General features: G+C 62.6%; 23 protein-coding genes and 1 pseudogene. 12 read left to right on the forward strand and 12 right to left on the reverse strand.

The annotated features are described in order from the left end of the window. Window positions 1–39 precede the first annotated feature (39 nt). From X751_RS140920 to X751_RS140905, 4 genes are all read right to left on the reverse strand, one after another. Entirely contained in the window at window positions 40–834 is a 795-nt protein-coding gene (locus tag X751_RS140920) for an amino acid ABC transporter ATP-binding protein (protein ID WP_023690058.1), read from the reverse strand. Window positions 835–838: 4 nt separating this feature from the next. Beyond that, on the reverse strand, window positions 839–1489 hold the full coding sequence (locus X751_RS140915) for an amino acid ABC transporter permease (protein ID WP_023673107.1): 651 nt from the start codon (window positions 1487–1489) through the stop codon (window positions 839–841). Window position 1490: 1 nt separating this feature from the next. Further along, entirely contained in the window at window positions 1491–2156 is a 666-nt protein-coding gene (locus X751_RS140910; RefSeq protein WP_023693641.1) for an amino acid ABC transporter permease, read from the reverse strand. 69 nt (window positions 2157–2225) lie between these two features. Then, a complete protein-coding gene (locus X751_RS140905) occupies window positions 2226–3056 on the reverse strand; it encodes a transporter substrate-binding domain-containing protein (RefSeq protein WP_023673105.1) in 831 nt (276 codons plus the stop codon). 156 nt (window positions 3057–3212) lie between these two features. Between X751_RS140905 and X751_RS140900 the strand changes: the two genes are divergently transcribed. Further along, window positions 3213–4028 (forward strand): IclR family transcriptional regulator, encoded by an 816-nt coding sequence (locus tag X751_RS140900; protein ID WP_023745757.1) that lies wholly within the window; start codon window positions 3213–3215, stop codon window positions 4026–4028. Window positions 4029–4052: 24 nt separating this feature from the next. Here X751_RS140900 and X751_RS140895 read toward each other — a convergent pair whose 3' ends face one another. Next, a complete protein-coding gene (locus X751_RS140895; RefSeq protein WP_023673103.1) occupies window positions 4053–4256 on the reverse strand; it encodes a YdcH family protein in 204 nt (67 codons plus the stop codon). A gap of 240 nt (window positions 4257–4496) precedes the next feature. Here X751_RS140895 and X751_RS140890 point away from each other — a divergent pair, with 240 nt between their 5' ends. The 6 genes from X751_RS140890 (at window position 4497) to X751_RS140870 (ending at window position 9785) form a co-directional block, all read left to right on the forward strand. Next, on the forward strand, window positions 4497–4676 hold the full coding sequence (locus tag X751_RS140890; protein WP_023684024.1) for a YdcH family protein: 180 nt from the start codon (window positions 4497–4499) through the stop codon (window positions 4674–4676). A 294-nt stretch (window positions 4677–4970) separates the two neighbouring features. Beyond that, a complete protein-coding gene (gene ispG, locus X751_RS140885) occupies window positions 4971–6224 on the forward strand; it encodes a flavodoxin-dependent (E)-4-hydroxy-3-methylbut-2-enyl-diphosphate synthase (RefSeq protein WP_023745758.1) in 1254 nt (417 codons plus the stop codon). A gap of 3 nt (window positions 6225–6227) precedes the next feature. Beyond that, window positions 6228–7085: a lytic transglycosylase domain-containing protein gene (locus X751_RS140880; RefSeq protein ID WP_023745759.1), complete on the forward strand. Its 858-nt coding sequence runs from the start codon at window positions 6228–6230 to the stop codon at window positions 7083–7085. A gap of 14 nt (window positions 7086–7099) precedes the next feature. After that, the gene (locus tag X751_RS140875; RefSeq protein WP_023745760.1) at window positions 7100–7651 is read left to right on the forward strand and encodes an AAA family ATPase; all 552 of its coding nucleotides are present in this window, start codon (window positions 7100–7102) and stop codon (window positions 7649–7651) included. A 164-nt stretch (window positions 7652–7815) separates the two neighbouring features. Then, window positions 7816–8952, forward strand: coding sequence for a sterol desaturase family protein (locus X751_RS0133980; protein WP_198022460.1), 1137 nt, complete (start codon window positions 7816–7818; stop codon window positions 8950–8952). 80 nt (window positions 8953–9032) lie between these two features. Further along, complete coding sequence (locus tag X751_RS140870) at window positions 9033–9785, forward strand: Stf0 family sulfotransferase (RefSeq protein WP_023745761.1); 753 nt, start codon at window positions 9033–9035, stop codon at window positions 9783–9785. Here X751_RS140870 and X751_RS140865 read toward each other — a convergent pair whose 3' ends face one another. From X751_RS140865 to X751_RS140860, 3 genes are all read right to left on the reverse strand, one after another. Beyond that, window positions 9786–12128 (reverse strand): response regulator, encoded by a 2343-nt coding sequence (locus tag X751_RS140865; RefSeq protein ID WP_023745762.1) that lies wholly within the window; start codon window positions 12126–12128, stop codon window positions 9786–9788. A gap of 85 nt (window positions 12129–12213) precedes the next feature. Further along, on the reverse strand, window positions 12214–12399 hold the full coding sequence (locus X751_RS1000000167110; RefSeq protein ID WP_023684018.1) for a hypothetical protein: 186 nt from the start codon (window positions 12397–12399) through the stop codon (window positions 12214–12216). A gap of 37 nt (window positions 12400–12436) precedes the next feature. Next, complete coding sequence (locus X751_RS140860) at window positions 12437–13456, reverse strand: substrate-binding domain-containing protein (protein ID WP_031195645.1); 1020 nt, start codon at window positions 13454–13456, stop codon at window positions 12437–12439. A 218-nt stretch (window positions 13457–13674) separates the two neighbouring features. Between X751_RS140860 and X751_RS140855 the strand changes: the two genes are divergently transcribed. The 4 genes from X751_RS140855 (at window position 13675) to X751_RS140840 (ending at window position 18990) form a co-directional block, all read left to right on the forward strand. Next, window positions 13675–14508, forward strand: coding sequence for an inositol monophosphatase (locus tag X751_RS140855; RefSeq protein ID WP_050592393.1), 834 nt, complete (start codon window positions 13675–13677; stop codon window positions 14506–14508). Between the two features lie 34 nt (window positions 14509–14542). After that, window positions 14543–15595 (forward strand): ABC transporter substrate-binding protein, encoded by a 1053-nt coding sequence (locus X751_RS140850; protein ID WP_031247227.1) that lies wholly within the window; start codon window positions 14543–14545, stop codon window positions 15593–15595. A 75-nt stretch (window positions 15596–15670) separates the two neighbouring features. Continuing rightward, window positions 15671–17875 (forward strand): iron ABC transporter permease, encoded by a 2205-nt coding sequence (locus X751_RS140845; RefSeq protein WP_245265821.1) that lies wholly within the window; start codon window positions 15671–15673, stop codon window positions 17873–17875. Between the two features lie 14 nt (window positions 17876–17889). Then, window positions 17890–18990: an ABC transporter ATP-binding protein gene (locus X751_RS140840; RefSeq protein WP_050592396.1), complete on the forward strand. Its 1101-nt coding sequence runs from the start codon at window positions 17890–17892 to the stop codon at window positions 18988–18990. A 165-nt stretch (window positions 18991–19155) separates the two neighbouring features. On the opposite strand, the pseudogene X751_RS01000000164115 reads toward X751_RS140840, so the two are convergent. The 4 genes and pseudogenes from X751_RS01000000164115 to X751_RS140825 all read right to left on the reverse strand — a co-directional run bounded on the left by X751_RS01000000164115 (window position 19156) and on the right by X751_RS140825 (window position 24098). Beyond that, window positions 19156–21548, reverse strand: a pseudogene (locus X751_RS01000000164115) (xanthine dehydrogenase family protein molybdopterin-binding subunit). After that, the gene (locus X751_RS140835) at window positions 21545–22537 is read right to left on the reverse strand and encodes a xanthine dehydrogenase family protein subunit M (RefSeq protein WP_023745767.1); all 993 of its coding nucleotides are present in this window, start codon (window positions 22535–22537) and stop codon (window positions 21545–21547) included. The pseudogene X751_RS01000000164115 and the gene X751_RS140835 overlap by 4 nt, the downstream one beginning before the upstream one ends. Next, entirely contained in the window at window positions 22534–23025 is a 492-nt protein-coding gene (locus tag X751_RS140830; protein WP_023730815.1) for a (2Fe-2S)-binding protein, read from the reverse strand. The genes X751_RS140835 and X751_RS140830 overlap by 4 nt, the downstream gene beginning before the upstream one ends. A gap of 239 nt (window positions 23026–23264) precedes the next feature. Beyond that, window positions 23265–24098, reverse strand: a complete 834-nt coding sequence (locus X751_RS140825) for an SDR family oxidoreductase (RefSeq protein ID WP_023745768.1) — start codon at window positions 24096–24098, stop codon at window positions 23265–23267. A gap of 154 nt (window positions 24099–24252) precedes the next feature. On the opposite strand from X751_RS140825, the gene X751_RS140820 reads away from it, so the two are divergent. Next, entirely contained in the window at window positions 24253–25146 is an 894-nt protein-coding gene (locus X751_RS140820) for a LysR family transcriptional regulator (RefSeq protein WP_023745769.1), read from the forward strand. The last annotated feature ends 288 nt before the right edge of the window (window positions 25147–25434 follow it).

The raw sequence follows: 25434 nt of genomic DNA on the forward strand, positions 1-25434 counted from the left end.
CGCTTACACTTTTCCTGGAATTGCTTTGGGCCGCCCATGTCAGAAATGCGAGGCGCGGAACCGCGCCAGGAAAGAGCGCAGGCGCTCATTGGTGGTCTCTTCGGCAAGGATCTCCTTCGGCGGGCCAACAGCGCTGACACCGCCATCGGCCATGAAGACAATGCGGCTCGAAGCGTCGCGGGCAAAGGCCATCTCGTGCGTGACCATCACCATTGTCATGCCGTCTTCGGCCAGGCTGCGCACAACGGCCAGCACCTCGCCGACCAATTCGGGATCGAGCGCGGAGGTGATCTCGTCGAGCAGCAGGATCTTTGGCTCCATGGCGACTGCCCGCGCTATGCCGACGCGCTGCTGCTGGCCCCCGGAGAGTTCCGCCGGCAGGCTGTCGGCCTTGTGGGCCAGGCCGACGCGGCTCAGCCAATGCTCGGCGATCTGGCGCGCCTCGGCCTTGCTCTTGCCGCGCACCTTGGTGAGGCCGAGCATGATGTTGCCGGCGGCGGTGAGGTGCGGAAACAGGTTGAAGCTCTGGAACACCATGCCGGTTTCGGCGCGCATATTGGCAAGGTCGCGCTCGCTGCGCCGCTGGCGCGCGCCGACCTCACGAAAACCGACCTCCTTGCCGTCGATTCGGATCGAGCCTGAGTCGTAGCTTTCGAGAAAGTTGACGCAGCGCAGCAGGGTGGTCTTGCCGCTGCCGGAAGGGCCGATGACGGTGACCACCTCGCCCCTGTCCACCTTGAGGCTGACCGAGCGAAGCACCTCGACCGAACCAAAGGCTTTCGAGACCCCGGCAATGTCGAGAAGGGCAGCATTGTCGTTCGAGCTTGTGGCCATCGTGCTAGTCCCGGATGAAGGCAAAGCGCCGTTCCAGCCGCCGGCTGGCGTAGGAAAGCGCATAGTTGACCGCGAAATAGATCAAGGCGCCGAGGATGTAGAGCGGCATCGCCTCATAGGTGCGGCCGATGACCTGGTTGATCGCCTGCATCAGGTCGGTGATGCCGAGCAGCGAGACCAGGGCGCTGCCCTTGACCGCATCGGTGACGCCGTTGATCCAGGGCGGCAGGAAGCGCCGGAAGGCCTGCGGAAAGATGACGTAGGTGAGCCGCTGGCGGAAGGTCAGCCCAATCGCCATCGCCGCCTCGGACTGCCCTTTGGGAATGGAGCCGACGGCGCCGCGGAGATACTCAATGACCTGCGCGGTCTTGAACAAGGTGAGCGCCAGCACCGCCGCCGAGAAGGATTGCAGATGCAGGCCGATGGCCGGCAGGCCGTAATAGACGAAGAACATCAGCACCAGGATCGGGATGCCGCGGATGGTGTCGGAGAAGATGCGCACGGCCCAGCGCAGCGGCGCCGGGCCGTAGACCAGGCTGACGCCGAGCGCGACGCCGGCAATCAGCGACAGCACCACGACCAGCAGCGACACCCACAAAGTGATGGCGAAGCCCTGGGCGAGGAACGGTACGGCGTAGAGGATCTGGCTCAGCATGTCAGCGCGCAGCCCTGAACCGGCGTTCGACCAGCCGCAGTCCGAACAGCAGGGTGTAACCGGTCACCAGATACATCGCCGTCGTCACCAGATAGACCTCGACGATGCGGAAGGTGTTGAAGTTGATCCACTGGGCGCCGAAGGTGAGCTCGGGCACCGAGATCACCGAGGCGATCGACGTGTCCTTGAACAGCGAGATGAAGGTGTTGGACAGCGCCGGCAGCGTGATGCGCAGCATGGTCGGCAGGCGCACATGAACCAGCCGCTGCCAGGGCGTCAGGCCGATGGCTTTGCCGGCATCGAGCTGGCCGCGCGGCACGGCTTCCAGGCCGGAGCGGAACACCTCGACCAGATAGGCGCCGCTATAGACCGACAGCGTCAGCACGAACGAGGTCGGCGCGTCGTAGGCGACGTCGATCACCGTCGGCAGGCCGTAGAAGACAAGATAGACGAGCAGGATCAGCGGCACGTTGCGGATGAATTCGACGTAAGCCGCAATGATGGCGCGCACCACGCGTCCGGCCGAGACATACCAGACCGCCAGCACCAGGCCGATGACGACGCCGATGGCAATCGAAATCACGGCAAGCTCGAGGCTGAGCAGAAGGCCGCCCCACAGCTTGTCGAAATGGCGCCAGATCAGGTTGAAGTTGAGCGTATAGCCCATGCGTCTCCCGCAATAACCAAGGGGATGCGAACTAGAAGGCGGAAGGGCTAACCCTTCCGCCAGCGCTTGTCAGACAACCGGGAAACCGGGATGGCGGGCCGGCGGCTCTTGGCCGAAATAGTCCTTGAAGGCGGCGTCGTAGAGTGCGGTCTCATGGCCGAACATGGCGATGGTGAAGGTCTGGTTGACGAAGGTCAGCCAGTCCAGGTCGCCCTGCCTGACCGCCGCGCCGTAGAGCATCGAGTACCAGCTCTTGCCGGCATCGAAATATTTGTCGGGGTTGCGCGAGGCCAGCCAGCGCACGGTTGAAAGATCGACAGCGGCGGCATCGGCGCGTTTCGATTCCAGTGCCTGCAGCACATTGGCCTGGGTGTCGATCTGCAGCACCTGCGCCTCCGGCAGGGCGTAATGGACCGAGCTTTCGGCATCGACATTCTGCAGGATCGAGATGCGCGTCGCCGAGCCGCCGGCGAGCAGCTTGTCGAAGGTCTTGTTTTCCGCAGTCGGCAGCGTCAGCAGGGCGACGCCCTCGACATAGTATGGCCTGGAGAAATGGATCAGCTGCGAGCGCTGCGCGGTCATGGTCATGAACTGGATGGTGATGTCGACCTTGTTGGTGGTGACATTGGGGATGCGCTGCGCCGGATCCTGCATGACGAACTCGACCTTGCTCGGATCGTCGAACAGACCCTTGGCCAGGATGCGGCCCATGGTGATGTCCATGCCGACCAGCTCGCCGGCATCGTTTTCGAAATGCCATGGCGCGTTGGTGCTGCCGGTGCCGACGATCAGCTTGCCGCGGTCAAGCGCGGTGCGCAGAACGCTGTCGGATGCGGCTTGTGCCGCCGCCTTTTCGGCGCTGACAGCGGTCATCACGCCCGCCGTTGCAAGCCCGGCCATGCCCAGTTTCAGAAAATCTCGCTTGGATGCGTCGTTCACTGCGACCTCCTGTTGTTTGAGTTCCCCTTACAGACACACGTGTCTCCGACCTGAATTGTCTCTTACAATAGACACATGTATCCTGTACAAGACAGATACTAACATCAGGAATCAGTTATGCAAGACAGCAATGGACTCACGGATCGGGCGGAGCTTGGTCCAGCCGAGAGCCCGACGCCCGACAAGACCTCCGGCTCGCGCGAGAAGGGCCTCAACCGGGTGCTGGAGATCCTGGACTTCCTGCATGTTAACCAGCGCGCCATCGGCATTGGCGATCTAGCCAAGGGGGTGAATGCGCCGCGCTCCACCACCTATACGCTGGTGCGTTCGCTGGTCGATGCGGGTCTCCTGGAGATGGAGGGCGACGGCAACCGGGTCTATTTCGGCAAGAAGCTCTACCTCTATGGGATGGACTATGTCAGGGGCAACGACCTGCTTAGGCGGGGCCGGCAGGAGGTCGACAATCTGTCGCGCGAGACCGGCGAGACCTCCGAATTGTGCATGCTGCAAAGCGGGCGCTATACCATCGTCCATTCCAGCCCCGGCACCAGGCCGTTCCGCATCAGCTCGGCCACCGGCCTGCAGATCCCGCTGCCATGGACGGCATCGGGGCGGCTGCTTCTGGCCGGATTGGAAAGGGCCGCCATCCAGGACATGGTCTCGGAAGACGACCTTTTGCTGCCCGACGGCCGCAGGCTGCAGTTCGACGACTTCATTGCCGATATCGCGACGGCCAGAACGACCGGCTATTGCATCACTTCGGGGCTGGTCGACGCCTACACCAAATGCCTGGCCGCCCCTGTCTTCGCGGCCGCCGGCAAGGTCGAGGCGACGATGTGCCTGGTGGTGCCGATCGACACTTCAGCGGAGAAGACCGACGAATTGCTGACGTTGTTGCGCCATCGCGCGGCGCGGCTGTCGATAGCGGGGTGAGCAGTTAGGTCCGGAGGCCGTCGGCTAAGCGATGATGTCCGGAATGATCTTGTCTTCCAGCGCCATCAGCCGGTCCTTGAGGAAAAGCTTCTTCTTCTTCATACGCTGGATCTGCAAGGGGTCGCAGCCCATGGCGATCATCGCATTGATGGCCGCGTCGAAATCGGCATGCTCCTGCTTCAGGCGGGAAAATTCGAGGCGGACATCGGCCTTTTCCTGGTCGGACATTCTCTACCGTCTGCATGTCTGCGGCGCCCGGCAATGGGCATGATTGGGCGGGGGCGGCATCAATTGCCGCCGGCGCGCAGCCAATATCACATATCACATTGTCGTGGAATGCTACCACGCAGCATTCGACATCGCAGCCGGATGGTGGCAGACTGTCATGGTGCCGTCACAGATGCGACCTGCGGTGGACGTGCCTTTGACGGCTGCAATCGAGGAAAACCATGAAAGGGAGAACCAATCATGTCTCTTGCATCCCATCTTGATGAGTTGCAGCGGAAACACGGTGATATCGAACGCGAGATCGACGATGCGATGAACCATCCATCGGTCGACGACCTCGAAATCGTGAATCTGAAGCGACGCAAGCTGGCACTCAAGGACGAGATTGAAAAACTGAAGGCGAAACCGACGAGACACTGACGCCCTTCCAGGATTAGACGCGCCGCCTTGGCGCGTGACTATCGCTCCGGTGGCGACATGCCGCCGGAGGTGTGTTGCTGTTACGCATTCCCACACTATTGCCGGCGAAACCCGTCTGTGACGGGTCGCCGCGCCACTGCGATTTGGCAGCTCTGCTTGTCCACCGCCATTGACAAGCCATCTTTGCTCCTCCACCTCATGCCCGAACCTCAGCGCAATGCGCTGATAACTGTTTGAGCGTAGTTGTGCGTCGACGTGGACGTATGTCGCTCAGGTGATCAAGAGGCTGCCGGCATGACCGGGTATTTTTCCTCCCCCTTTCCACGCCGCACATCGGTCGGCGTCGATGTCGGCGGCGTGATCGTCGGCGGCGGCGCGCCGGTCGTCGTGCAGTCGATGACCAACACCGACACGGCCGATATCGACCAGACCGTGGCGCAGGTTGCGGCTTTGCATCGCGCCGGCTCCGAGATCGTGCGCATCACTGTCGATCGTGACGAGAGCGCCGCCGCCGTGCCGCGCATCCGCGAACGGCTCGAACGGCTCGGCATCAATGTGCCGCTGGTCGGCGACTTCCACTATATCGGCCACAAGCTGCTGGCCGACCATCCGGCCTGCGCCGAGGCGTTGGCCAAATACCGCATCAATCCCGGCAATGTCGGCTTCAAGGACAAGAAGGACCGCCAGTTCGCGGCGATCGTCGAAATGGCGATCAAGCACGACAAGCCGGTGCGCATCGGCGTCAATTGGGGCTCGCTCGACCAGGAACTGCTCACCCGGCTGATGGACGAAAACCAGGCGCAAGGTTTTCCGCTGACGGCACAGGAGGTGACGCGCGAGGCGATCGTGCAGTCGGCGATCCTGTCGGCCGAGATGGCCGAAGAGATCGGACTGGCCCGCGAAAAGATCATCCTGTCGGCCAAGGTCAGCGGCGTGCAGGATCTGATCGCCGTCTACACCGAGCTTGCCACGCGCTCCAACCATGCGCTGCATCTCGGCCTCACCGAAGCCGGCATGGGCTCCAAGGGCATCGTCGCCTCGTCGGCCGCCATGGGCATCCTTTTGCAGCAGGGCATTGGCGACACCATCCGCATCTCGCTGACGCCGGAGCCGAATGGCGACCGCACCCGCGAGGTGCAGGTGTCGCAGGAACTGCTGCAGACCATGGGCTTCCGTCAGTTCGTGCCGATCGTCGCCGCTTGCCCCGGCTGCGGCCGCACGACATCCACCGTGTTCCAGGAACTCGCGCAGGACATCCAGGCCGATCTCAGAAAGAACATGCCGGTCTGGCGCGAGAAATACCCCGGCGTCGAGAACCTCAAGGTCGCGGTGATGGGCTGCATCGTCAACGGCCCCGGCGAATCCAAGCACGCCGATATCGGCATTTCGCTGCCCGGCACCGGCGAGACGCCGACAGCGCCGGTCTTCGTCGACGGCAAGAAGTCGGCGACGCTGCGCGGGCCGTCGATCGCCGCCGATTTCGAAAAAATGGTTGCCGACTATATCGAGCAGCGGTTTGGCCAGCACGGCAAGGCTGCGGCCGAATAAGCCATGCGGGGGCTGCTCAAAGCCGGTGTGATCTTGCTCTGCGGGCTGGGTGCCGGACAGGCGCTCGCCGATCCACCGCAATCGCGCTCGGCGGCGAAACGATTGATCGGCCGTGTCTGTGACCTGATCGAGACGCATGCCGAGCGGAACGGCCTGCCGAAGGATTACTTCGCCCGGCTGATCTGGAAGGAAAGCCGCTTCGACCCCAATGCGGTGAGCCCTGTCGGTGCCGAAGGCATCGCCCAGTTCATGCCGGGCACCGCCAAGATGCGCGGGCTGGCCGATCCTTTCGACATCGAGCAGGCGATCCCGGCTTCGGCGAAATATCTCGGCGAGATGAAGCTCGCCTACGGCAATCTCGGCCTGGCGGCGGCCGCCTACAATGCCGGCGAGAACCGGGTGTCGCGCTGGCTGGGTTCGGGCGGCTTCCTGCCGATGGAGACAGAGAGCTATGTCTTCGACGTCATGGGCGAACCCGTCGACAAGTTTTCCGACAGCGCTTACACCGGGACGGTCGAGCCGCTCGACGCGAAAACCAGCTTTGCCGTCGCCTGCCGCAAGCTGCCGGTGATCATGTCGAGAACCGTGGCGATGGCGTCGATCAATGTGAAGCCATGGGGCGTCCAGGTGGCCGGCAATTTCCGCAGGGGCGCGGCGATCAATCAGTGGCTGCGGGTCAGGAGCCGGTTTCCGGCGCTGCTTTCCGGTCGTGACCCGGTGGTCAGCCGGGTGCGCACGCCGATCGGCCGACGCGGCATCTACGCCGTCAGGATCGGCGTCGACGACCGTGCCGCCGCCAACGTCATCTGCCAGAAACTGCAAAGCGTCGGCGGCGCCTGTATCGTCGTGCGCAACCGATAGGCCGAGGGGGCGACATGACGGCCAAAATCGTCCTGCTTAATGGCGTCGGCAGCGCCGGCAAAAGCTCGATCGCCAGGGCGCTGCAAACAATCACCGCTGAACCGTTCCTGCATGTCCAGATGGATGCTTTCATCGACATGCTGCCGCCGGCGCTGCAGGATCATGCCGACGGGTTTTCCTTTGAGACCGTGCTGGAAGACGGCAAGCCGTCGGTGGTGATCAGGAGCGGGCCGGTCGCGGCGCTAGCCATGCGCGGCATGCGCCATGCCATCGCCGCCATGGCCGGGCAAGGCAACAATCTCATTGTCGACGACGTGGTCTTCAATGACGAGATAGCGGAGTACCGCATGCTGCTGTCGGGTTTCGATCTGCATCTGGTCGGCGTCATGGCGCCGCTGGAGGTGCTGGAAGCGCGCGAGGCCGCGCGCGCCGACAGGCTGCCTGGCCTGGCGCGCCGGCAATATGGACGCGTCCACAAGGGCATGGACTACGACCTCGAAGTCGACACCAGCCGGCTGACGCCGCTTGAATGCGCCCGTCGCATCCAGGAAAGATTCCGACTATAGTGGCCGGTGTCTTTGACACGATCGCAGCTTTTACCAATTGCCCAAAACGCCGATAGCCGTCTCTGGCCTGCAAAGTCGTGTCGATTAATATTTATGAGCCTTGCTGTAGTAAGACGGGTCGAAATTTCTGGCGAGACCTTTGGGGCCGTTAACGGGGGAACATCATGCCGGTGGCAAATTTCCTTAGACGCGTTGTAAGTGAACTTGAAACGCCGCGCGCCAAACGGCCGTTCGGTTCTGGCTGGCTGTCCGGCTCGATTGGCTTGCTTGCCGGGGTCACCGCCCTGCTGATGGTCATCGTGCTGCGCTACCCGTCGCTTACATCGATGCCGGATCTGGCCCCCATCCACCAGATGCTGTTCTTCAAGCCGGTGCTCTATTTCGTCCTCATCTCCGGCTATATCCTGGCGATCCTCAGCATGATGCTGCGCAGGCAAAAGACGCTCGGCGCGGCAGCGATGTTCACTGTGCTGCTGGCGTCGCTGGTCGGCATGCTTCCGGTGCGCCATCAACTGCACATCGACGGGGTGTTCTTCGGGCTCGATTTCTTCATCCTGAACGCCTTGTTCATGGGCGTGCTGTTCGTCCCGCTCGAACGTCTTTTCGCGCGCAACAAGGATCAGACCGTGTTCCGCGACGAATGGCGCGAGGACCTGTTCTACTATCTGGTCTCATCGCTGCTGGTGCAGATTTTGACCTACCTGACCTTGGCGCCGTCCAACTTCGTCAATGCACAGGGCGCCCTTGGTTCGGTGCGCGCCTGGGTCCACGACTTGCCGTGGCTGGTGCAACTGATGGCGGTAATGTTCCTGACCGACTTTGCCCAGTATTGGGTGCATCGGGCCTTTCATCGCATTCCCTGGCTGTGGAAGTTTCATGCCGTGCACCATTCCGCCAAGTCGATGGACTGGATTGCCGGTGCGCGCATGCATTTCCTGGAAATCATCATGCTGCGCAGCCTGACGGCAACCCCGATGTTCGTGCTGGGGTTCGATGAATCGGCTATCCAGACGTATATATTGATCGTCTACGTCTATTCGTCTTTCATCCATTCCAACATCGGAACCAGTTTCGGTCCAGTCGAAAAGGTGCTGGTGTCGCCGCGTTACCACCACTGGCATCACGGCTTCGAGAAAGAAGCGATCGACGTAAATTTCGCCATCCATTTCCCGCTGCTCGACCGGCTGTTCGGTACCCACCATATGCCTGAAGGACGCTGGCCGAACGGCTACGGCATTCACGGACATCCCGTTCCGAACGGATACTGGCAGCAATTCCTCTATCCCTTCCGGCGCGGCTAGACTGGAGTCCTTCGCGAAGCGCGCGTGTCACCGCGCCTGGCGATGTTAGCCCAATCCATGACAAGCGACAGAGCCCCGAGATGCGTGACGGCTACATAATCTGCGGCACGCCGAGAACCGGAAGCACCTTGTTGTGCGGCTTTCTGGCCTCGACGAAAACAGCCGGCGATCCGCACTCGTTCTACCGGCGGCAGGACAAGGCGGAATGGGCAGAAGAGTGGAAATTGCCGCATCCCGATACGATGAGCGCGCATGACTTCGATGTCGCCTACCTCAAGGCGGCAATCAGCGCGGGAAAGGGCGGAACAGCCGTCTTCGGCTTGCGCCTGATAAGGGAGAACCTGGGTGAACTCTCGGCCATCCTCGACCGGATCTACCCAGACCTGCCATCGGACAAAGCACGCTTTGAAAAGGCCTTCGGGCGGGTCCTCTACATCCATCTTTCGCGCGAAAACAAGCTGGCGCAGGCGGTGTCGCTGATCAAGGCCGAGCAGACCGGGCTTTGGCACATCGCGCCCGACGGAACCGAGATCGAACGGGTCGCACCGTCGCAAGAACCCCGCTACGATTTCAAGCGGATCCAGCGCGAGCTTGCCGAACTCGAAGCCTATGACGCGGCCTGGAACGTCTGGTTCGCGGAGCAGGGGATCGTCCCGCTGCGAATCGGCTATAAGCGCCTGTCAGCCGATCCGGCAGCGGCATTGGCATCCATCTGCAAGGCCCTGGACGTTCCGGCGCCGAATGCCGCCGACGTAAAGCCGGGCGTCGCCAAGCTCTCGGATGAAATCAGCCTCGACTGGATGCGCCGCTATCATCTGGACGCGGCGATTTGATCAAGCCCTCTTTACCGCCACCGTTTCGCTGAGCCATGTGCCGATCTTGCTGCCGAGACGGTCGGGCGACACCGGCTTGGGTAGATAGTCGTCCATGCCGGACTCGATACATTTGTCGCGGTCGCCCTTCAGTGCGTGCGCGGTGACGCCGATGATTGGTGTGTGATTGCCACTCGCTGCCTCCGCCGCCCGGATGGCGCGGGTCGCCTCGTAGCCGTTCATCTCCGGCATGGAGACGTCCATGAGGATCAGCTTCGGCCGCAGCGCCCGGTACATCTCGACGGCCGTGCGGCCATTGCTGGCGATGCGGTAGCTGAGGCCAAGCCCATTGAGGATCTGGCCGAACACCAGCTGGTTCACGTCATTGTCCTCGGCGATCAGAATATCGATCGGGCCGTTTGGCGTGGCGATCGATTCAGGCACTGTGGCCGCCGGAATTGCCGGGCCGCGAATGACGGTGAAGGCGGGTGGCGTCACGGGTGCCGCCTGCGGAACAACAGGCTCGCGAACGAACTGGGCCTTGCCGATCTGGGCCCGCGCTTTCTGGATGGCCGAGATGACGGTGCCGAGCAGGATGGCCGAGCGCGCCGGCTTGGTGAGATGCGCGGCGATGCCGAAATCGATGACCATCTTGCCGAAATCGACCTGATCGACCGAGGTCAGCAGCACCACCGGGATGGCGGAGAGACGGCTGTCGGCGGAAATCGCCTTGGCGACATCGGCGCCGTTCATGCCGGGCATCTGGTAGTCGAGGATGATGCAGTCGACCGCAGCACCGAGCTGGCTGGCCCGGTCTAGAAAGGCGAGGCCAACGGCGCCGCTTTCGGCGGCCGCGCAGTCGAAGCTCCAGCTTCTGAGCTGTTCCAGCAAGATCTCGCGGTTGACCGGGTTGTCGTCGATGACCAGCACGCGGGCGCCGGTGACATCGACCGGCACGATCTCGTTGCGCGTGTCCTGCTGATGCGCCGGCAGCGGCACGGCGAACCAGAACACCGAGCCGCGGCCGATCTCGCTTTCGACGCCGATCTTGCCGCCCATCAGGTCGATGAGGCGGGCGGCGATGGCAAGGCCGAGGCCGGTGCCTTCATGGCGGCGCGTCGACGAGCCGTCGACCTGCGCGAATTTCTCGAACACGTTCTCGAGCTTCTCGGCAGGAATGCCGATGCCTGTGTCCTCGACGCGGACCTTGAGCTGGACGATGCCGTCGACCACCTCGCCGCCGACATCGATCAGCACATGGCCCTTCTCGGTGAACTTCACCGCATTGCCGAGCAGATTGGTGACGATCTGACGAAACCGTCCGGCATCGCCGACGACATGGGCAGGCAGGCGCGGGTCGACACGCACGATCAGCTCGAGGTTCTTTTCGGCGACGCGCGCCGACACCAGTGTGGCCACGTCCTCGACCGCTTCGGCAAGCCGGAAGGGTGCAGGATCGAGCGTCAGCTGACCGGCATTGATCTTGGAGAAATCGAGGATGTCGTTGATGATGGTGAGCAGCGCATTGCCGGACTTGACGATGACTTCGGTGAAGGTCTTCTGGCGCCCGTTAAGCTCGGTCTTGGCGAGCAGTTCGGCCATGCCCAGCACGCCATTCATCGGCGTGCGGATCTCATGGCTCATATTGGCCAGGAATTCCGATTTGGCGCGGTCGGCCGCTTCGGCCTTGAACAAGGATGCGGCGGATTCGGTGAAGGCGCGGCGGATCGCCTTTTCCATCGGCCGGAAGATCCAGAGGGCAACGATGGCAAGAACCGCGAACAGAAGGCCGCTTGCCCACAACAGCAGCCTGTCGCTGGAGGCGTCGGCCAGATGGCGTTCGCCATCCATGGCGGTACGCACACGCACCAGCATCGGCTGGACGAACAGGTCGTTCTGGTTGAGGATTTCGCGCGAACTCCATTCGTCGGTCTGTTGCGCCGCCGACATCAGGTTGAAGTTGCGCACGATGTCGCGCGACGACCAGAACAGGTCGCCGTTGACGGCGGCCGACGAGAGTTCGTCCAGCGTTTTGGCCGACAGGCTCGGCTTGATCGCGGCCAACTCCGCGGACAGTGTTTCGATCTCGCTGGTCAGGCGTTGCGAATGGCCGCGCGCGGCGGCGGCAAGGCCGTCACGGGTTTCGGTGCGCCAGGTCGTGCTGGCGGTTTCGGCAAAGCTGGAGGCGTTGCGCAGGTCGCGGGTGAAGACGACGAGATTGCTGCTCAGCGCGTCGATGTCGTGGCGGAAGGAATTGACGCGATTGAGCGCAAACATCACCGCGGTGGAAGCCAGCGCAAAGATGAGCAATCCCGAGATGTAGCGGATCCGGATCGAGCGGATGAAGAAAGAATATTCCGGCATGCGCAACCCCAACACATACGCATCATTTTAACGGTCGGGATTACGCTTGATTTACATTAAAATTCCGTTCGCGCCTGGCGGGCCGTCAAGATCCTGGCTGCACGTGCCCGGAGTTGGCGCCATAGAGGGTGGCATCGCATTCGCGCATCATGCGCAGTGCTTCTTCCTCGGTCAGGCCGAACTTGCGCATCATGCTCCGGATTTCGGGGCCTACAGCTATCTCCACCGGTCTTGCCGCCTGGCGGGTCTTCCTGGCCTTTTTCTTGGACATCAGTACGTTTCCCGTCTTGACCGACACATGTTTCGCATCAGCCCTGGCCCGGCCTCACCGTGCTGCGCCAGACCATGGGCGCATGGCAGATCAGGCGGCTGCCAGCCTCCTCCCGCGCGCCGGTCGCGAGCCGCACGGCGCGCCTGGCGATCTCCTCGATCGGCGGCGAGAACGTCGTCAGCCGGTAAGAGGCCCAGTCGGCCTGTTCAATGTCGTCAAAGCCGATGACGCAGAGATCGCGGGGTACGTTGATGCCGAACTCGTGGCGGGCCGCATCGAGAAAGCCGCACGCAATCAGGTCGGTCACGCAGAACGCCGCATCCGGCCGCTGCCGGCCGGAAAAGAGTCGCCTGGCGCCATCGGCTCCGGTGGCATAGCCGGTGCGGCCCTCGCGCCACACGGTCACCTCCAGCCCTTCCTTCTGCGCGGCGGTAAGGAAGGCGGTTTCGCGGGAGAGCAGGCTGGGCGTGCCGGCAGCCGAGGTCACCAAAGCGGGGCGGGTACAGCCGGCCCGGATGAAGGCATGCAGCGCTGCCTCTGCGGCTGCAGCGTTGTCGACACCGATATTGTGCGGGCCGTCGAAGCGGTCATCGCGATTGATCAGCACCAGCCGCTGGCCGTTCTCAAGACAGGTGCGGATCAGCAACTGCGGCGGCGAGCCGGACAGAACGATGCTCGCATCGGCGCGATAGTTCAGCGTGTTGCGCAGCGCCTGGTCGACATGGTGGCTGGGGCCGGAGGTGTTGAACACCATGGCCATTTTGCCGGCGTCCCGCAGATGTTGGGTCAGCGCCTTCTGCAGGCGGGCATGATAGGGCGTGTCGCCATCGGCAACGATGAGGCAGACGATGCCGGTCGAGGCCCGCATCAGGCCGCGAGCCAGATGGTTGACGTGATAGCCGAGTTGCTCGGCCGCCAGCATCACCCGCTCGCGGGTTTCCCCGGAAACGGAAGCGCCGGGCGTGAAGGTACGTGACACGGCCGAGCGTGAAACTCCGGCGAGGTCGGCAACCTGCTGGGCGCTGGAAAAACCGGTGCGGATTCTCGGAACCGTCAAGCGAACGCTCTCGCTGCTGTTTTCGTGATTCTTTGCACGCGAGTGCAATGTAATGCAACTCTTCTGCCATTGCCACCCACCGCACTTGACAGGCATGGCCGAATGCAACAGCTTTGCACAGCCGTGCAATACAAGCCGGCTCAAGAGTGGCATCGGAGGAATACCCTGTCCATTTCGCCGAAGACGGCATTGAGGGCGCGATTGTCCGGACCGGCTGCATGAGCAGGGCATCGGCGCATCCGAAGGCGGACCGGCTGTCCAAGGCCGAGATGGACAGGCGTGCCGAGGTCTGCCGGAAACTGCTTGTCACGGCCGGGCAACTGGCGATGGAAGGCTATGCCCGGCAGGGCGCCGTCCAGCCGGTGGCGATGAAAGGCCCGCAGGATTTTCTCACTGAAACCGACGGTAAGGTCGAGGAGCACATCCGCGCCACGCTGGCAGAGGCTTTTCCGCAGGACGGGTTTTTGGGCGAGGAAGGCGGCGGCATCGGCTCTGCCCGCATGTGGGTCGTCGACCCGATCGACGGCACCGCCAATTTCATGCGCGGTATTCCGCATTTCTGCATTTCGATAGCTTTCGTCGAGGACGGCCGCAGCGAGATCGGCGGCATTGCCAATCCGGCCGTCGGCGAAACGTACTTTGCCCGTCGCGGGCAAGGCGCGACGCGCAATGGCGCGCCGATCCATGTGTCGCCGACGCAAGCGTTCGACCGCGCCTTTGTCGAGTTCGGCTGGTCGCCGAGGATTCCCAATCGCGACTATCTGGACAAGGTGAGCCTTGTCTGGGCACTCGGCGCCAATGTGCGGCGCTCCGGCTCCGGAGCGCTTGGGCTGGCCTATGTAGCCGACGGCCGCTCGGATGCCTATGCCGAGCTGCACATCAATTCGTGGGACTGCCTGGCCGGATTGCTGCTGGTGGAGGAGGCCGGCGGCCGTGTGAACCGGTTCCTCGACGGCGACGGCATGGCGAAGGGCAATCCCGTGCTAGCGGCAGCACCCGGCGTTGCGGCGACATTGTCCCAGGTGATCGGAGTGCCGCTCGACGACGGGTAGATCGTTTCCAGTGAGAAGACAGGGAGGAATATCGATGAAGACATTTGACAGTAAGCAAGGCTTGCGCGCCGCCTGGCTTGGCCTTGGCGCGGCGCTGGCCATGTTCGGATTGGCGAGTGCCGCCCAGGCGGCCGACCGCAGCCTCACAATGTATTGCGCCGTCGACGAGGCCTGGTGCCGGGCGATGGCGACCACCTACCAGAAGGAGACGGGCGTCAGCGTCGACATGACCCGCATGAGCGCCGGCGAAATCTACGCCCGCCTCCGGGCCGAGAAGGACAATCCGCAAGCCGATATCTGGTGGGGCGGCACCGGCGACCCGCATCTGCAGGCGGCGGAAGAGGGCCTCACCCAGGAATACAAGTCGCCGCAACTGGCAAACTTGCGCGACTGGGCGCTGAAGCAGGCCGACAGGTCGAAGAACCGCACGGTCGGCATTTATCTCGGTGCGCTCGGCTACGGCTATAATGAGGAAGATCTGAAGCAGCGCGGGCTGACCGCTCCGGCGTGCTGGGCCGATCTGGTCAAGCCGGAATTCCAGGGCGAGATCGAGATGGCCGACCCGAATTCATCGGGCACGGCCTGGACTATGCTTGCCACCATCGTCCAGCTGATGGGCGAGGACAAGGCATTCGACTATCTCAAGCAGCTCAACAAGAACATCGCCGAATACACCAAGGCAGGGGCCGCGCCGGCGCTCGCCGTCGGCAAGGGCGAGACGCTGATCGGCATCTCCTTCCAGCACGACGTGATCAATGCCGCGAAACAGAACCCTGCCGTGAAGGTGGTGTCGCCTTGCGAAGGCACCGGCTTCGAGATCGGTTCGATGAGCATCGCGACGGGCGCCAAGCATGCCGAAGAGGCGCAGAAATTCTACGACTGGGCGCTGAGCCCGGACGCGCAGAAGCTCGCGGCGCCGAACGGCAGCTTCCAGATCCCGTCGAACACCGCCACGCCGGTGCCGCCCGAGGCGCCGGACCTCTCGAAGATCAAGCTGATCGACTACGACTTCGCCAAATACGGCTCGTCGGCCGAACGCAAGCGGCTGTTGAAGAAGTTCACCGACGAGGTCCGCAATGGCGGCTGAGCGCGTTCTTTCGCGCTCGCCGGCTGCCCTTCGCGGCAGCCGGCGCACCATCCTTTGGCAACAGAAAGACATTGAATGGCCGCGGCCGGTTCCATGGTCAGTTCCGCTCCTGGACGCAGCGCGCTCGCCTGGGTAATGGCCGCGTGGGCGAGCTTCGTGCTCTTGCCTTGGTACAAGGTCGAAGGCGGCTTCCTGTCGTTCGACTGGCTGGCACAGCCGGCGGATGCGACGCCGGCCATCTTGCTGGCGCTCGGTGGCCGGCCCTGGCTGTTGCCGCTTATCCTGCCGCTTCTGCTGGCGAGCTGGCTAGTGGCGCGCAACAACCCCAAGAGCCTGGCGGTTGCAGGCGCGGCGGGCCTGCTGTGGCTGGCCATCGAAGGCTTTTCCATCATCCATTCGGGCTGGGGATTTGGCTTACTTACCCAGATCGCCGGCACGCCGGGACCGATACAGCCGGGGCTCGGCTGGGGTGCGGCGCTCTATGCCGTGGCGATGCTGATGTTCATCGCCGAGGCGCTCGCCGCGCGCGGCTGGTGCAAGGGCGACCGCTTCGTCGTCGGCTCGCTCTCAATCGTGATTGCTTCGCTGATCCTGTTCGTCGCCTATCCGCTGCTGTCGATCCTCACCTCGGCCATCAAGGACAATGACGGCAATGTCGTGCCGGCGCTGTTCGTCGAAAAGATCTTCAGCGCCAACATATGGAGCCTGCGCTGCCTCTATGGCGAGGGCTCCTGCGGCGTGGCGTGGAACACGGTGGCGATCGCAGTCCTCGTCGGCTTTTTCTGCACGGCGCTTGGGCTGGCTCTGGCGCTGATTGCGCTTCGCACCAAGCTGCCGGCCAAATGGCTGCTGCGCGGCCTGTCCATCCTGCCGATCATCACGCCGCCCTTCGTCATCGGCCTGGCGCTGATCCTGCTGTTCGGCCGCGCCGGCATCGTCACCAACCTCATGTCGGTGCATCTCGGCATTCCGCGCAGCCGCTGGATCTACGGCATGGCCGGCATCACCATCGCGCAGGTGCTGGCCTTCACGCCGATTGCCTTCCTGGTTCTGGTCGGCGTGCTGCAAGGGGTCAGCCCAAGCATGGAGGAAGCATCACAAACCCTGCGCGCCAGCCGCTGGCGCACGTTTCGCACCGTCACCTGGCCGTTGATCCGGCCGGGCCTGGCCAGCGCCTTCCTGATTTCGTTTATCGAGAGCATGGCCGATTTCGCCAATCCGCTGGTGCTGGGCGGAAACTTCAACGTGCTGTCGACCGACATCTTCTTTGCAGTGGTCGGTGCGGCGCACGACCAGGGCCGCGCGGCGGTGCTGGCGATCGTGCTGTTGATGTTCACGCTGGCAGCCTTCGTCATCCAGCGCCGCTGGATCGGCAGCCGCAGCTACGTCACCGTCGCAGGCAAGGGCGATGGCGGTGTACCGGCGACGCTGCCCAAGGCCTTGCGGATCGGCTGCTACGCCGCCGTCGTTCCGTGGCTGGTTCTGACCATCGTGGTCTACGGCATCATCCTGTGCGGCGGTTTCGTGCAATCGATCGGGCGCGACAACACGCCGACGCTCGAATATTTCCTCACCGCCTTTTCGATCGAGAAAGGCGTCAATGGCTGGTTTTTCAGCGGCTCGGCCTGGCCGTCGCTGCTGATGACCATCGGCCTGGCGCTGGTGGCGATGCCGTTCACCGCGGCGCTCGGCATCCTGACGGCCTATCTGCTCGACCGGCAGCGTTTCGCCGGGCGCACCATGTTCGAATTCCTGGCGATGATGAGCTTTGCCATTCCCGGCACGGTGATCGGCGTCAGCTATATCCTTGCCTTCAACGTGCCGCCTGTGCAGTTGACGGGCACCGGGCTGATCATCGTCATCTCCTTCATCTTCCGCAACATGCCGGTGGCGATCCGCGCCGGGCTCGCCAATCTCGGCCAGATCGACAAGAGCCTGGACGAGGCATCGCTGACGCTTGGGGCGCGGTCTTTTGCTACCTTGCGGCGGGTGATCCTGCCGATCCTGAAGCCGGCGATCGTGACCGCGATGATCTACAGTTTCGTGCGCGCGGTGACGGCGGTCAGCGCCGTCATCTTCCTGGCGAGCGGCCGGTTCAACCTCGCCACGGTCTACATTGTCGGGCGCGCAGATGTCGGCGAATACGGCATCGCGATTGTCTATTCGGCGGTGATGATCGTCGTCATGATGGTCTTCCTCATCGGCATCCAGCTGCTGGTCGGCGAACGCCGGCTCGGCCGGCGCCGTGCCGGTCCGGAAGCCGTTGTGGCAGCAATCTGATGGGGAGAAGCGGCGTGGATCAGACGGCGAAGACTGCTGCCCCGGTTGTCACGGACAGGCCGGCCGTGCGGTTCGAGGGCGTCACCAAGAAATACGGCGCGGTGACCGCCGTCGACAACGTCAGCTTCGACATCGCGCCGGCCAGCCTGGTGACGCTGCTCGGGCCCTCGGGTTGCGGCAAGACGACGACGCTCAGGCTGATCGCCGGACTGGAACAGACCAGCACCGGGCGCATCCTGATCGACGACAAGGACGTCACCTTGCTGTCCGCCGCCGAGCGCGATGTCTCCATGGTTTTCCAGTCCTATGCGCTGTTTCCGCATATGAACGTGATGGAGAATGTCAGCTACGGCCTGCGGGCGATGGGGCTTGGCAAGGCGCAGGCAGCCGAGCGCGCCGCAGAAAAGCTGTCGCTTGTCGGCCTGTCCGGCTACGAGAAGCGCCAGCCGAGCGAATTGTCCGGCGGCCAGCAGCAGCGCGTCGCGGTGGCGCGAGCCATCGTACTGGAGCCGAAGGTGCTGCTGTTCGACGAGCCGCTGTCCAATCTCGACGCCAAGCTGCGCCGGCGCATGCGCGACGAAATCCGGGGTCTCCAGCAAGATCTGGCGCTGACCATGGTCTATGTCACGCATGACCAGGAAGAGGCGCTCGCCGTCTCCGACCGCATCATCGTCATGAACGCCGCTCGCGTCGCCCAGGACGGCACGCCGCGCGACCTCTACAACGAGCCGACCAACCGCTTCATCGCCGACTTCATGGGCGACGCCAATCTGCTCGACGTCGAGGTGCTTTCCAGCAATGCGACCAGTGCAAGGGTCAAGGTCGGACCCTTGCTGCTCGACATGCCGGGTCGCGGTAACGCTCCGGGGCCGGCGATGCTCGCTGTGCGCCCGAATGCCGTGCGCATCTTGCCCGGCCAGCCAGCGGGCACCATGAAGGGCCGGGTGGTCAAGAGCTCGTATCTCGGCGACCACATGGAATACCGCATCGCGATCAGCGATCCGGCGGTCGAACTGTTCGCGACATCGCCTGATGTCACACCCGCCGTGGCGGAAGGGACGATGGTCGGGATCGATTTCGATCCGGCGAAGATCGTGCTGATCAAAGACGATTGAACGCGCCGGGAAAACCGTTGCACACTTTCCCGGCGTTGCTTGGTGACGTTACAACAGGCGGCGACCAGGGATTAGCGACCCAGTTTTGCCTTGGGTTTAGAATCGTTGTTTTTGCATGCTCGCCTATTTGCGAGCCTGAGGGTCACCAGGGCGCATCGACCGAACTCAAACGAGCTTTTCCAGCGTGATCGGAAGGCTTCGAATGCGTTTGCCGGTCGCGTGGAAGACGGCATTACCGATCGCAGGTGCGACCCCTACGACACCGATCTCNCACCGATCTCGCCGACGCCTTTGCCGCCAAGAGCGGTTGCCTGCATGTCCGGAATTCCAACCGAAATCACCTGGATGTCGGGCACATCGGCGTTGACCGGGACGGCATAGTCGGCAAAATTCGCGTTGATGGTGCGCCCGTCTCGCTGGTCGACGTAACCTTCTTCCAGGAGAGCCTGCCCGAGACCCATGACCATACCGCCGATCCACTGGCTTTCCGCAAGCTTCGGATTGAAGATCCTGCCGCTATCGAATGCCGAGACCATGCGCTTGACGCGGATCGTGCCAAAATCCTCATCGATCCGAACTTCCACGAAATGCGCACACCAGCTATGGGCCGAGACGCCTCCTTCCACAGCGCCCTTCAACTGTGCAAAACTGCGGTCAGCTCCGTTCTTCATCTCCTCGGTGGCGCCGGGAGCAAAGGTGTTACCCTCGATTTCCAGTTTGTCTTTGCCCACCGCCTTCAAGAGTTCCGCGATGCCGATACCGCCGTTCGGCCGTCGGGTCGGTTGCACCGAGCCGTTTTCGAACGTGAGGTCAGTCGCCTTCGAGGCTGCCAGCGGCGACTTCGGATCGGATGCGGCAAGCGCCAGCAAGGCGTCCCGTGCATTCCTGGCCGCCTTGTCCACCGCTCCCGTCAGGTTGTTGGCCTGCTGGGAACCGCCTGCGAGCGCCGATCTGGGGAGGAGGGTATCGCCCAGCCGCACCGCGACTGTCTCAACAGGAACGCCCAATGCGTCAGCCGCTGTCTGGGCGAGAATGGTATAGGTCCCCGTTCCCATGTCGGTGCCCGCGCTGAGGACTTCGATCTGTCCACTGGCATGGAGTACGATCTTGGCTTCGCTCGCGGTACGGATCATGGGGTATGACCCGGCGGCCATTCCATAACCGATCAACTCGCGGCCTTCGCGCATCGAGCGAGGGGCCGGGTTCCGGTTCCACCAGCCGAAGGCTTCCGCGCCCACGGCATAGGCTTCGCGTAACTGTCGAGTGCTCCACTTCATCCCATTGCTGGGATCCGTCTCCGCCCAGTTGGCAAGGCGCAGCGTGACCGGATCCATGCTGAGCGCGTACGCCAGCTCGTCGATCGCGCTTTCTACAGCATAGGCACTGGGGTTTTCGCCGGGGCCCCGTTTCCAGCCGGGCTGGACCGTATTGACCGGGACGACGTTGAGACGTGAAGAAAAGTTCGGCGTCGCATACATGATCTTCGTCACATTGTTGCAAGCCTCGATATGGACTTCGTCAATCGCCGTCTCGTTCCAGCTCTCATGGACGATCGAGCTTATCTTTCCGTCCTTCGAGGCTCCGATTGAGAGTGTCTGCCGTGTCGCCGGTCGGCCGCCAAGGCCGGTAAAGGTCTGCGGCCGCGTGAGAGAAACCTTGATCGGCCTGCCCAGTTTCCGCGAGGCCGCGCAAGCCAGCCCCACATGCGGATGTGCCCCGATCTTGGACCCGAACCCACCGCCGACATAGGGCGAGATCACCCGCACATTCTCGATGTCGATGCCGAGCCATTCCGACACGACGCTCCGTGCCCCGCCAACCCACTGGCTGGGCTCCCAGACGGTGATTTTCCCGTTCTCCCAGGAAGCGATGCACGCATGCGGCTCCATCGGCACATTGTATTCGCGTGACGTCGTGTAAGTGACGTCTACCTTGACCTCGGCATTGGCCAACGCTGTCGCCGCATCGCCCCACGCGGCACCCATCTCATCGATGGGCTGCGCTTTTGCCTTGGGATCGTTGATGTCGAGAATAGGGTCGCCGTCCTCGTATTCGACCTTGAGAAGGCTTGCCGCTTCCGTTGCCTGTTCAAAGGTTTCAGCGACCACGAGCGCGATATGCATGCCGTTGAAACGGACCACATCGTCCTGAATTGGGGTAAATTCCTCGGTGGCTCCGCCGCCCTTGCTGTAGACGGTCGGCTTGTTGAGCTTCAGGGAATTCTGCGCTGTGTAGACATCCAGGACACCCGGTAGAGCCTTGGCAGCCGACGTATCGATATTGACGATACGCCCCGCCGGCCGCGTCGATTGGACGGTAACGCCATAGGCCAGGTTCTCCAGCTTCTGCTCGATCGCATAGCGAGCCTGCCCGGTGACTTTCAACGGGCCTTCGGCGCGGGAAAGCCTGGCGCCGAGAGCTGGCGCCTTGGCGGGGACGGTCTCAGCCGCAACGGCTTTTGACGAGAGATCGACAGCGGCGCCAGCGACAGCGGCTACGCCGGCGCCGAGCTTCAAGACGGTGCGGCGGTTGAGTTCGAACGCGTTACCATGTGTCATGCGATACCTCCTACCGTCATCAGGGCGCGGGCCACGACCTTCGGTGCCAGTTCAATCTTGAATGCGTTGTGTCCGCTCGACTTCGCGCCGTCGCCGGCGGCTGACGAGGCGCTACGAAGCGTCGCCTCGTCGAGCGTTTTTCCCTTGAGCAAATTTTCGACGGCGCGCAGGCGCCAGGGTTTGGTGGCGAGGCCGCCGACCGCAATGCGTACTTCGCGAATTGTCTTGCCATCGGCTTCCAATTCGATTCCGACAGCGGCGCTGGCCGCGGCGAACTCGTACGACGCGCGATCCCGGACCTTGAGATAATGCGAGCGTTCCAGGGCTGCCGAACGCGGGATCTCGATCCCGACGATCATCTCTCCGGGCGACAGATTATGCTCAAGGTGTGCGGTATCGCCAGGGAGCAGGAAGAATTCGTCGGCGGGAATTTTGCGTTCGGAAGCTCCCCGGATGATGACCGTGGCGTCGAATGCCACCAGGGAAACCGCAAAATCTCCGGGGTAGATTGCTATGCACGCGTCACTCGTGCCGAGCACCGCGTAGTTGCGGTGGACGCCGCCAAGGGCAGCGCATCCGGAACCTGGATTGCGCTTGTTGCAGTTCGAATAAGCGCCCGGGTCCCGGAAGTAGGTGCAACGGGTTCGCTGCATCAAGTTTCCACCGATGGACGCCATGTTGCGCAGCTGTGCCGAGGCAGCGCGCCACAGGCTTTCGGAAAGCACCGGCGCAGCCTGCTTGATATCGGCGTGGTCGGCGACCTTGCTCATCTTGGCGAGCGCACCGATGCGAATGGCATCCGCCGATACCTCGATCGTGTCCAGGCCGGGAAGGCGCGTGATGTCGACCACCCGCGCAGGACGCTCGACATTCAGCTTCATGAGGTCAACAAGCGTGGTCCCACCGGCGAGAAATCTTGTCTCTGGCTTGGCAGCCTCGGCAATGGCCGTCGCGGCATCTTTGGCGCGGAGATACTCGAAAGGTCTCATAGTGCTGCCTCCTTCTTCAGGCGGCTGGCGGCATCGCGCACCGCGGCGACGATATGGGGGTAAGCGCCGCACCGGCAGATGTTGCCGCTCATGTATTCGCGGATGTCCTCGTCCGTATCGGCGTGGCCCTCACGAATGCATGCAACGGCCGACATGATCTGACCGGGGGTGCAATAGCCGCACTGGAATGCATCGTGCTCGATGAACGCGGTCTGGACTGCGTGCATCACGCCGTCGGCAGCCTGGAGACCCTCGATCGTCGTGACCTGACGGCCTTCGACCTGGGCCGCCAGCGTCAGGCAGCTCAATACCCGCTCGCCGTCGACGTGGACGGTACAGGCGCCGCACTGCCCATGATCACAGCCTTTTTTCGTGCCGGGCAGGTTGGCATGCTCGCGTAGTGCATCCAGCAGAGTCACGCGTACATCAAGATTGAACTGGTGGCGCCGGCTGTTGATGTCCAAGGCTAGCTGTCGGGGCTCTGGCATGTCGTCTCCTCGAGTGGCGGGCGGGATATAGGACGCGAAGCTAATCGGACCGACGACGCCTGGCGGCATCAGTGGGAAAGGGAACGTCCATTCCGAAGTTCGGTCGTTGGCCGGTTGCCCAACGGTCAACCCTCAGGAGAGCACGGGCGCGACATTCGGATTAGCCCCCAGAATTCGCATGAGCCTATCGATGGCGCTCATAAATAGACCTGCGACGACGGCAGTGCTGGATGCGACGTTCAGCTGTCGAAGGCCAGTGAGCCGGATAGCTCCTCATGGGCATCGACCTGCTGCTGCAGCAGAGCGAGTTTCTGCCTGACCATTGCAAGAGCATCGGCACCGGCGATGAACCGACTGGGCAGCTCCGGCTTGTCGACCAGAGTGATCAACGCCTGCGCGAGTTTGGCGGGGTCGCCGACTTGCTGGCCGTTCGCGGCTTTCCAACCCGTTATCTGCTGGGCCCGACGTTCGCTGTAATCGCAGACGAATGACGGAGCATATTGAGTGGATTCGTCCGTCAGCAGCTCCGTGCGGAAAAACCCGGGGTTCACGATCATCGTTTCAATGCCGAACGGCGCCACCTCGGCTTGCAGTGACTCGATCCAGCCATCAACGCCGAACTTTGCCGCGGCGTATGCAGAACAGAACTCAAAGCCGACCAGGCCTGCCGTCGATGAGATGGCAATGACCTTGCCAGAACCCTGCGCGCGCATGACCGGCAGGACTGCGCGCGTGACGTTCATGGCGCCGGTCAGGGTGGACGCGAGCTGAAGTTCGATATGGGCCGGAGTCAGGTCCTCGAAATAGCCGGCATAGAAGCCCGCAGCATTGTTGACGAGCACGTCGAGGCGACCAAAGCGGTCCAGGGTTGCCTTCACCGCGGCGTCGGCGTCGGCCGGCTTGGTCACGTCCAACGTGACGACCAAAAGATTGTCCGACTGCCCGATCGCCTTGGCGACCCGATCTGGGTTACGACCGGTCGCAACGACCTTATCGCCGATGGCCAGGGCCGCTTTGGCAAAGTCGAGGCCCATGCCTCGCCCTGCGCCGGTGATCATCCATACTCTACTCATAGTCGTATCCTTCCTGGTCGGTATCTTTCAGTTTATGCCGCGTTGGCTTGGCACGTCCGTCTCAGCGTTTCGTTGTCTGCCAGGTGACATAGGGAATAGGACTCGATACGATTAGCCTCTATAATCTGCATGAAGTTAGAAATGGGATTGATAAATGAGGCGCGGAGATTTCAGCGAGCTGGCAGTCTTCATCGCCGTAGCAGAGGCGGGCAGCTTCACGCGCGCCGCAGCAAAGCTTGGTCTATCGCAGTCGGCGCTCAGCTACGCTGTCAGAACGCTGGAACAGCGCATGGGAGTCCGGCTGATCTCACGCACCACCCGCAGCCTGTCCGTGACGGTAGCTGGAGAGCGCTTGCTGCGAAGCCTGCGACCGGCCTTCGATCACATCGAAAGCGAGATCGCCGCCGTCGCCGCCCTGCGCGACAAGCCCACTGGCCTCATTCGCCTGACGACATTCCGGTATGCTGCCAAATCAGTACTGTGGCCCGTCATCGGCAGACTCCTTCTGGAGTATCCGGATATCGAAGTAGAATTGAGCCTGGACGAAGGTCTGGTTGACATCGTTGCAAACAAATTCGACGCCGGTATCCGGATCGGCGAGCAGGTCCAGAAGGACATGGTGGCAGTAAGGATCGGCCCGGACCTGCGTATGGCGGTAGTTGGATCACCGTCGTATTTTGCAACCCGAACGGTTCCAAAGACACCGCGCGAACTTGGGGAACACAAAGGCATCAGCTACCGTCAGAAGACCGGCGGCGGGCTCTTTGCCTGGGAGTTCGAAAAACGCGGTGAGGAACTTGAAGTCAGGATGAATGGCCCACTCATTATCAATGACGGGGAAATGCTGGAGGCTGCGGCCCTCGACGGGCTCGGACTAGCATACACATTTGAAAGCCAGGTCGCTCCGTTCGTCGCAGACGGACGCCTGATCCGGGTGCTGGAAGACTGGTGCCAACCCTTCCCGGGCTATCACCTCTATTATCCCAGCCGACGCCAGCACACTGCAGCGTTCGCTCTTCTTGTGGAGGCACTCCGTCTCAAGGCGTGACGGAAGGGCGAAAACACGCCGCTCTAACTTGGCGAAGTGAGTTATCCCTCCCTCATCAGCACAATTTTCGGGCGTCCAATCGATTCCTCCGTCGCAAGTTACCCCCCTTACGGACTGCGTCGCGGTGGCCGTCCGATTCCGAGCCTTGAAGCTGCCAGTCGCTTCCGGCCCTAATGCGGTCATTCCCTGATGCAGGTTGAGATGGCCTCGTGCTGGCAATAGCCGATGACTTTAGGCAAAGCGACCCTTCTTGTAATGCGGCCCGCCATGATGAGGATGTCAGGCTCT

This window comes from Mesorhizobium sp. LNJC394B00, from assembly GCF_000502555.1.
GTDB lineage: Bacteria > Pseudomonadota > Alphaproteobacteria > Rhizobiales > Rhizobiaceae > Mesorhizobium.

Coding starts and splice junctions, on each gene's coding strand:
- X751_RS140920 (WP_023690058.1), bottom strand. CDS start 834: ATGGCCACAAGCTCGAACGACAATGCTGCCCTTCTCGACATTGCCGGG.
- X751_RS140915 (WP_023673107.1), bottom strand. CDS start 1,489: ATGCTGAGCCAGATCCTCTACGCCGTACCGTTCCTCGCCCAGGGCTTC.
- X751_RS140910 (WP_023693641.1), bottom strand. CDS start 2,156: ATGGGCTATACGCTCAACTTCAACCTGATCTGGCGCCATTTCGACAAG.
- X751_RS140905 (WP_023673105.1), bottom strand. CDS start 3,056: ATGGCCGGGCTTGCAACGGCGGGCGTGATGACCGCTGTCAGCGCCGAA.
- X751_RS140900 (WP_023745757.1), top strand. CDS start 3,213: ATGCAAGACAGCAATGGACTCACGGATCGGGCGGAGCTTGGTCCAGCC.
- X751_RS140895 (WP_023673103.1), bottom strand. CDS start 4,256: ATGTCCGACCAGGAAAAGGCCGATGTCCGCCTCGAATTTTCCCGCCTG.
- X751_RS140890 (WP_023684024.1), top strand. CDS start 4,497: ATGTCTCTTGCATCCCATCTTGATGAGTTGCAGCGGAAACACGGTGAT.
- ispG (WP_023745758.1), top strand. CDS start 4,971: ATGACCGGGTATTTTTCCTCCCCCTTTCCACGCCGCACATCGGTCGGC.
- X751_RS140880 (WP_023745759.1), top strand. CDS start 6,228: ATGCGGGGGCTGCTCAAAGCCGGTGTGATCTTGCTCTGCGGGCTGGGT.
- X751_RS140875 (WP_023745760.1), top strand. CDS start 7,100: ATGACGGCCAAAATCGTCCTGCTTAATGGCGTCGGCAGCGCCGGCAAA.
- X751_RS0133980 (WP_198022460.1), top strand. CDS start 7,816: ATGCCGGTGGCAAATTTCCTTAGACGCGTTGTAAGTGAACTTGAAACG.
- X751_RS140870 (WP_023745761.1), top strand. CDS start 9,033: ATGCGTGACGGCTACATAATCTGCGGCACGCCGAGAACCGGAAGCACC.
- X751_RS140865 (WP_023745762.1), bottom strand. CDS start 12,128: ATGCCGGAATATTCTTTCTTCATCCGCTCGATCCGGATCCGCTACATC.
- X751_RS1000000167110 (WP_023684018.1), bottom strand. CDS start 12,399: ATGTCCAAGAAAAAGGCCAGGAAGACCCGCCAGGCGGCAAGACCGGTG.
- X751_RS140855 (WP_050592393.1), top strand. CDS start 13,675: ATGAGCAGGGCATCGGCGCATCCGAAGGCGGACCGGCTGTCCAAGGCC.
- X751_RS140850 (WP_031247227.1), top strand. CDS start 14,543: ATGAAGACATTTGACAGTAAGCAAGGCTTGCGCGCCGCCTGGCTTGGC.
- X751_RS140845 (WP_245265821.1), top strand. CDS start 15,671: ATGGCCGCGGCCGGTTCCATGGTCAGTTCCGCTCCTGGACGCAGCGCG.
- X751_RS140835 (WP_023745767.1), bottom strand. CDS start 22,537: ATGAGACCTTTCGAGTATCTCCGCGCCAAAGATGCCGCGACGGCCATT.
- X751_RS140830 (WP_023730815.1), bottom strand. CDS start 23,025: ATGCCAGAGCCCCGACAGCTAGCCTTGGACATCAACAGCCGGCGCCAC.
- X751_RS140825 (WP_023745768.1), bottom strand. CDS start 24,098: ATGAGTAGAGTATGGATGATCACCGGCGCAGGGCGAGGCATGGGCCTC.
- X751_RS140820 (WP_023745769.1), top strand. CDS start 24,253: ATGAGGCGCGGAGATTTCAGCGAGCTGGCAGTCTTCATCGCCGTAGCA.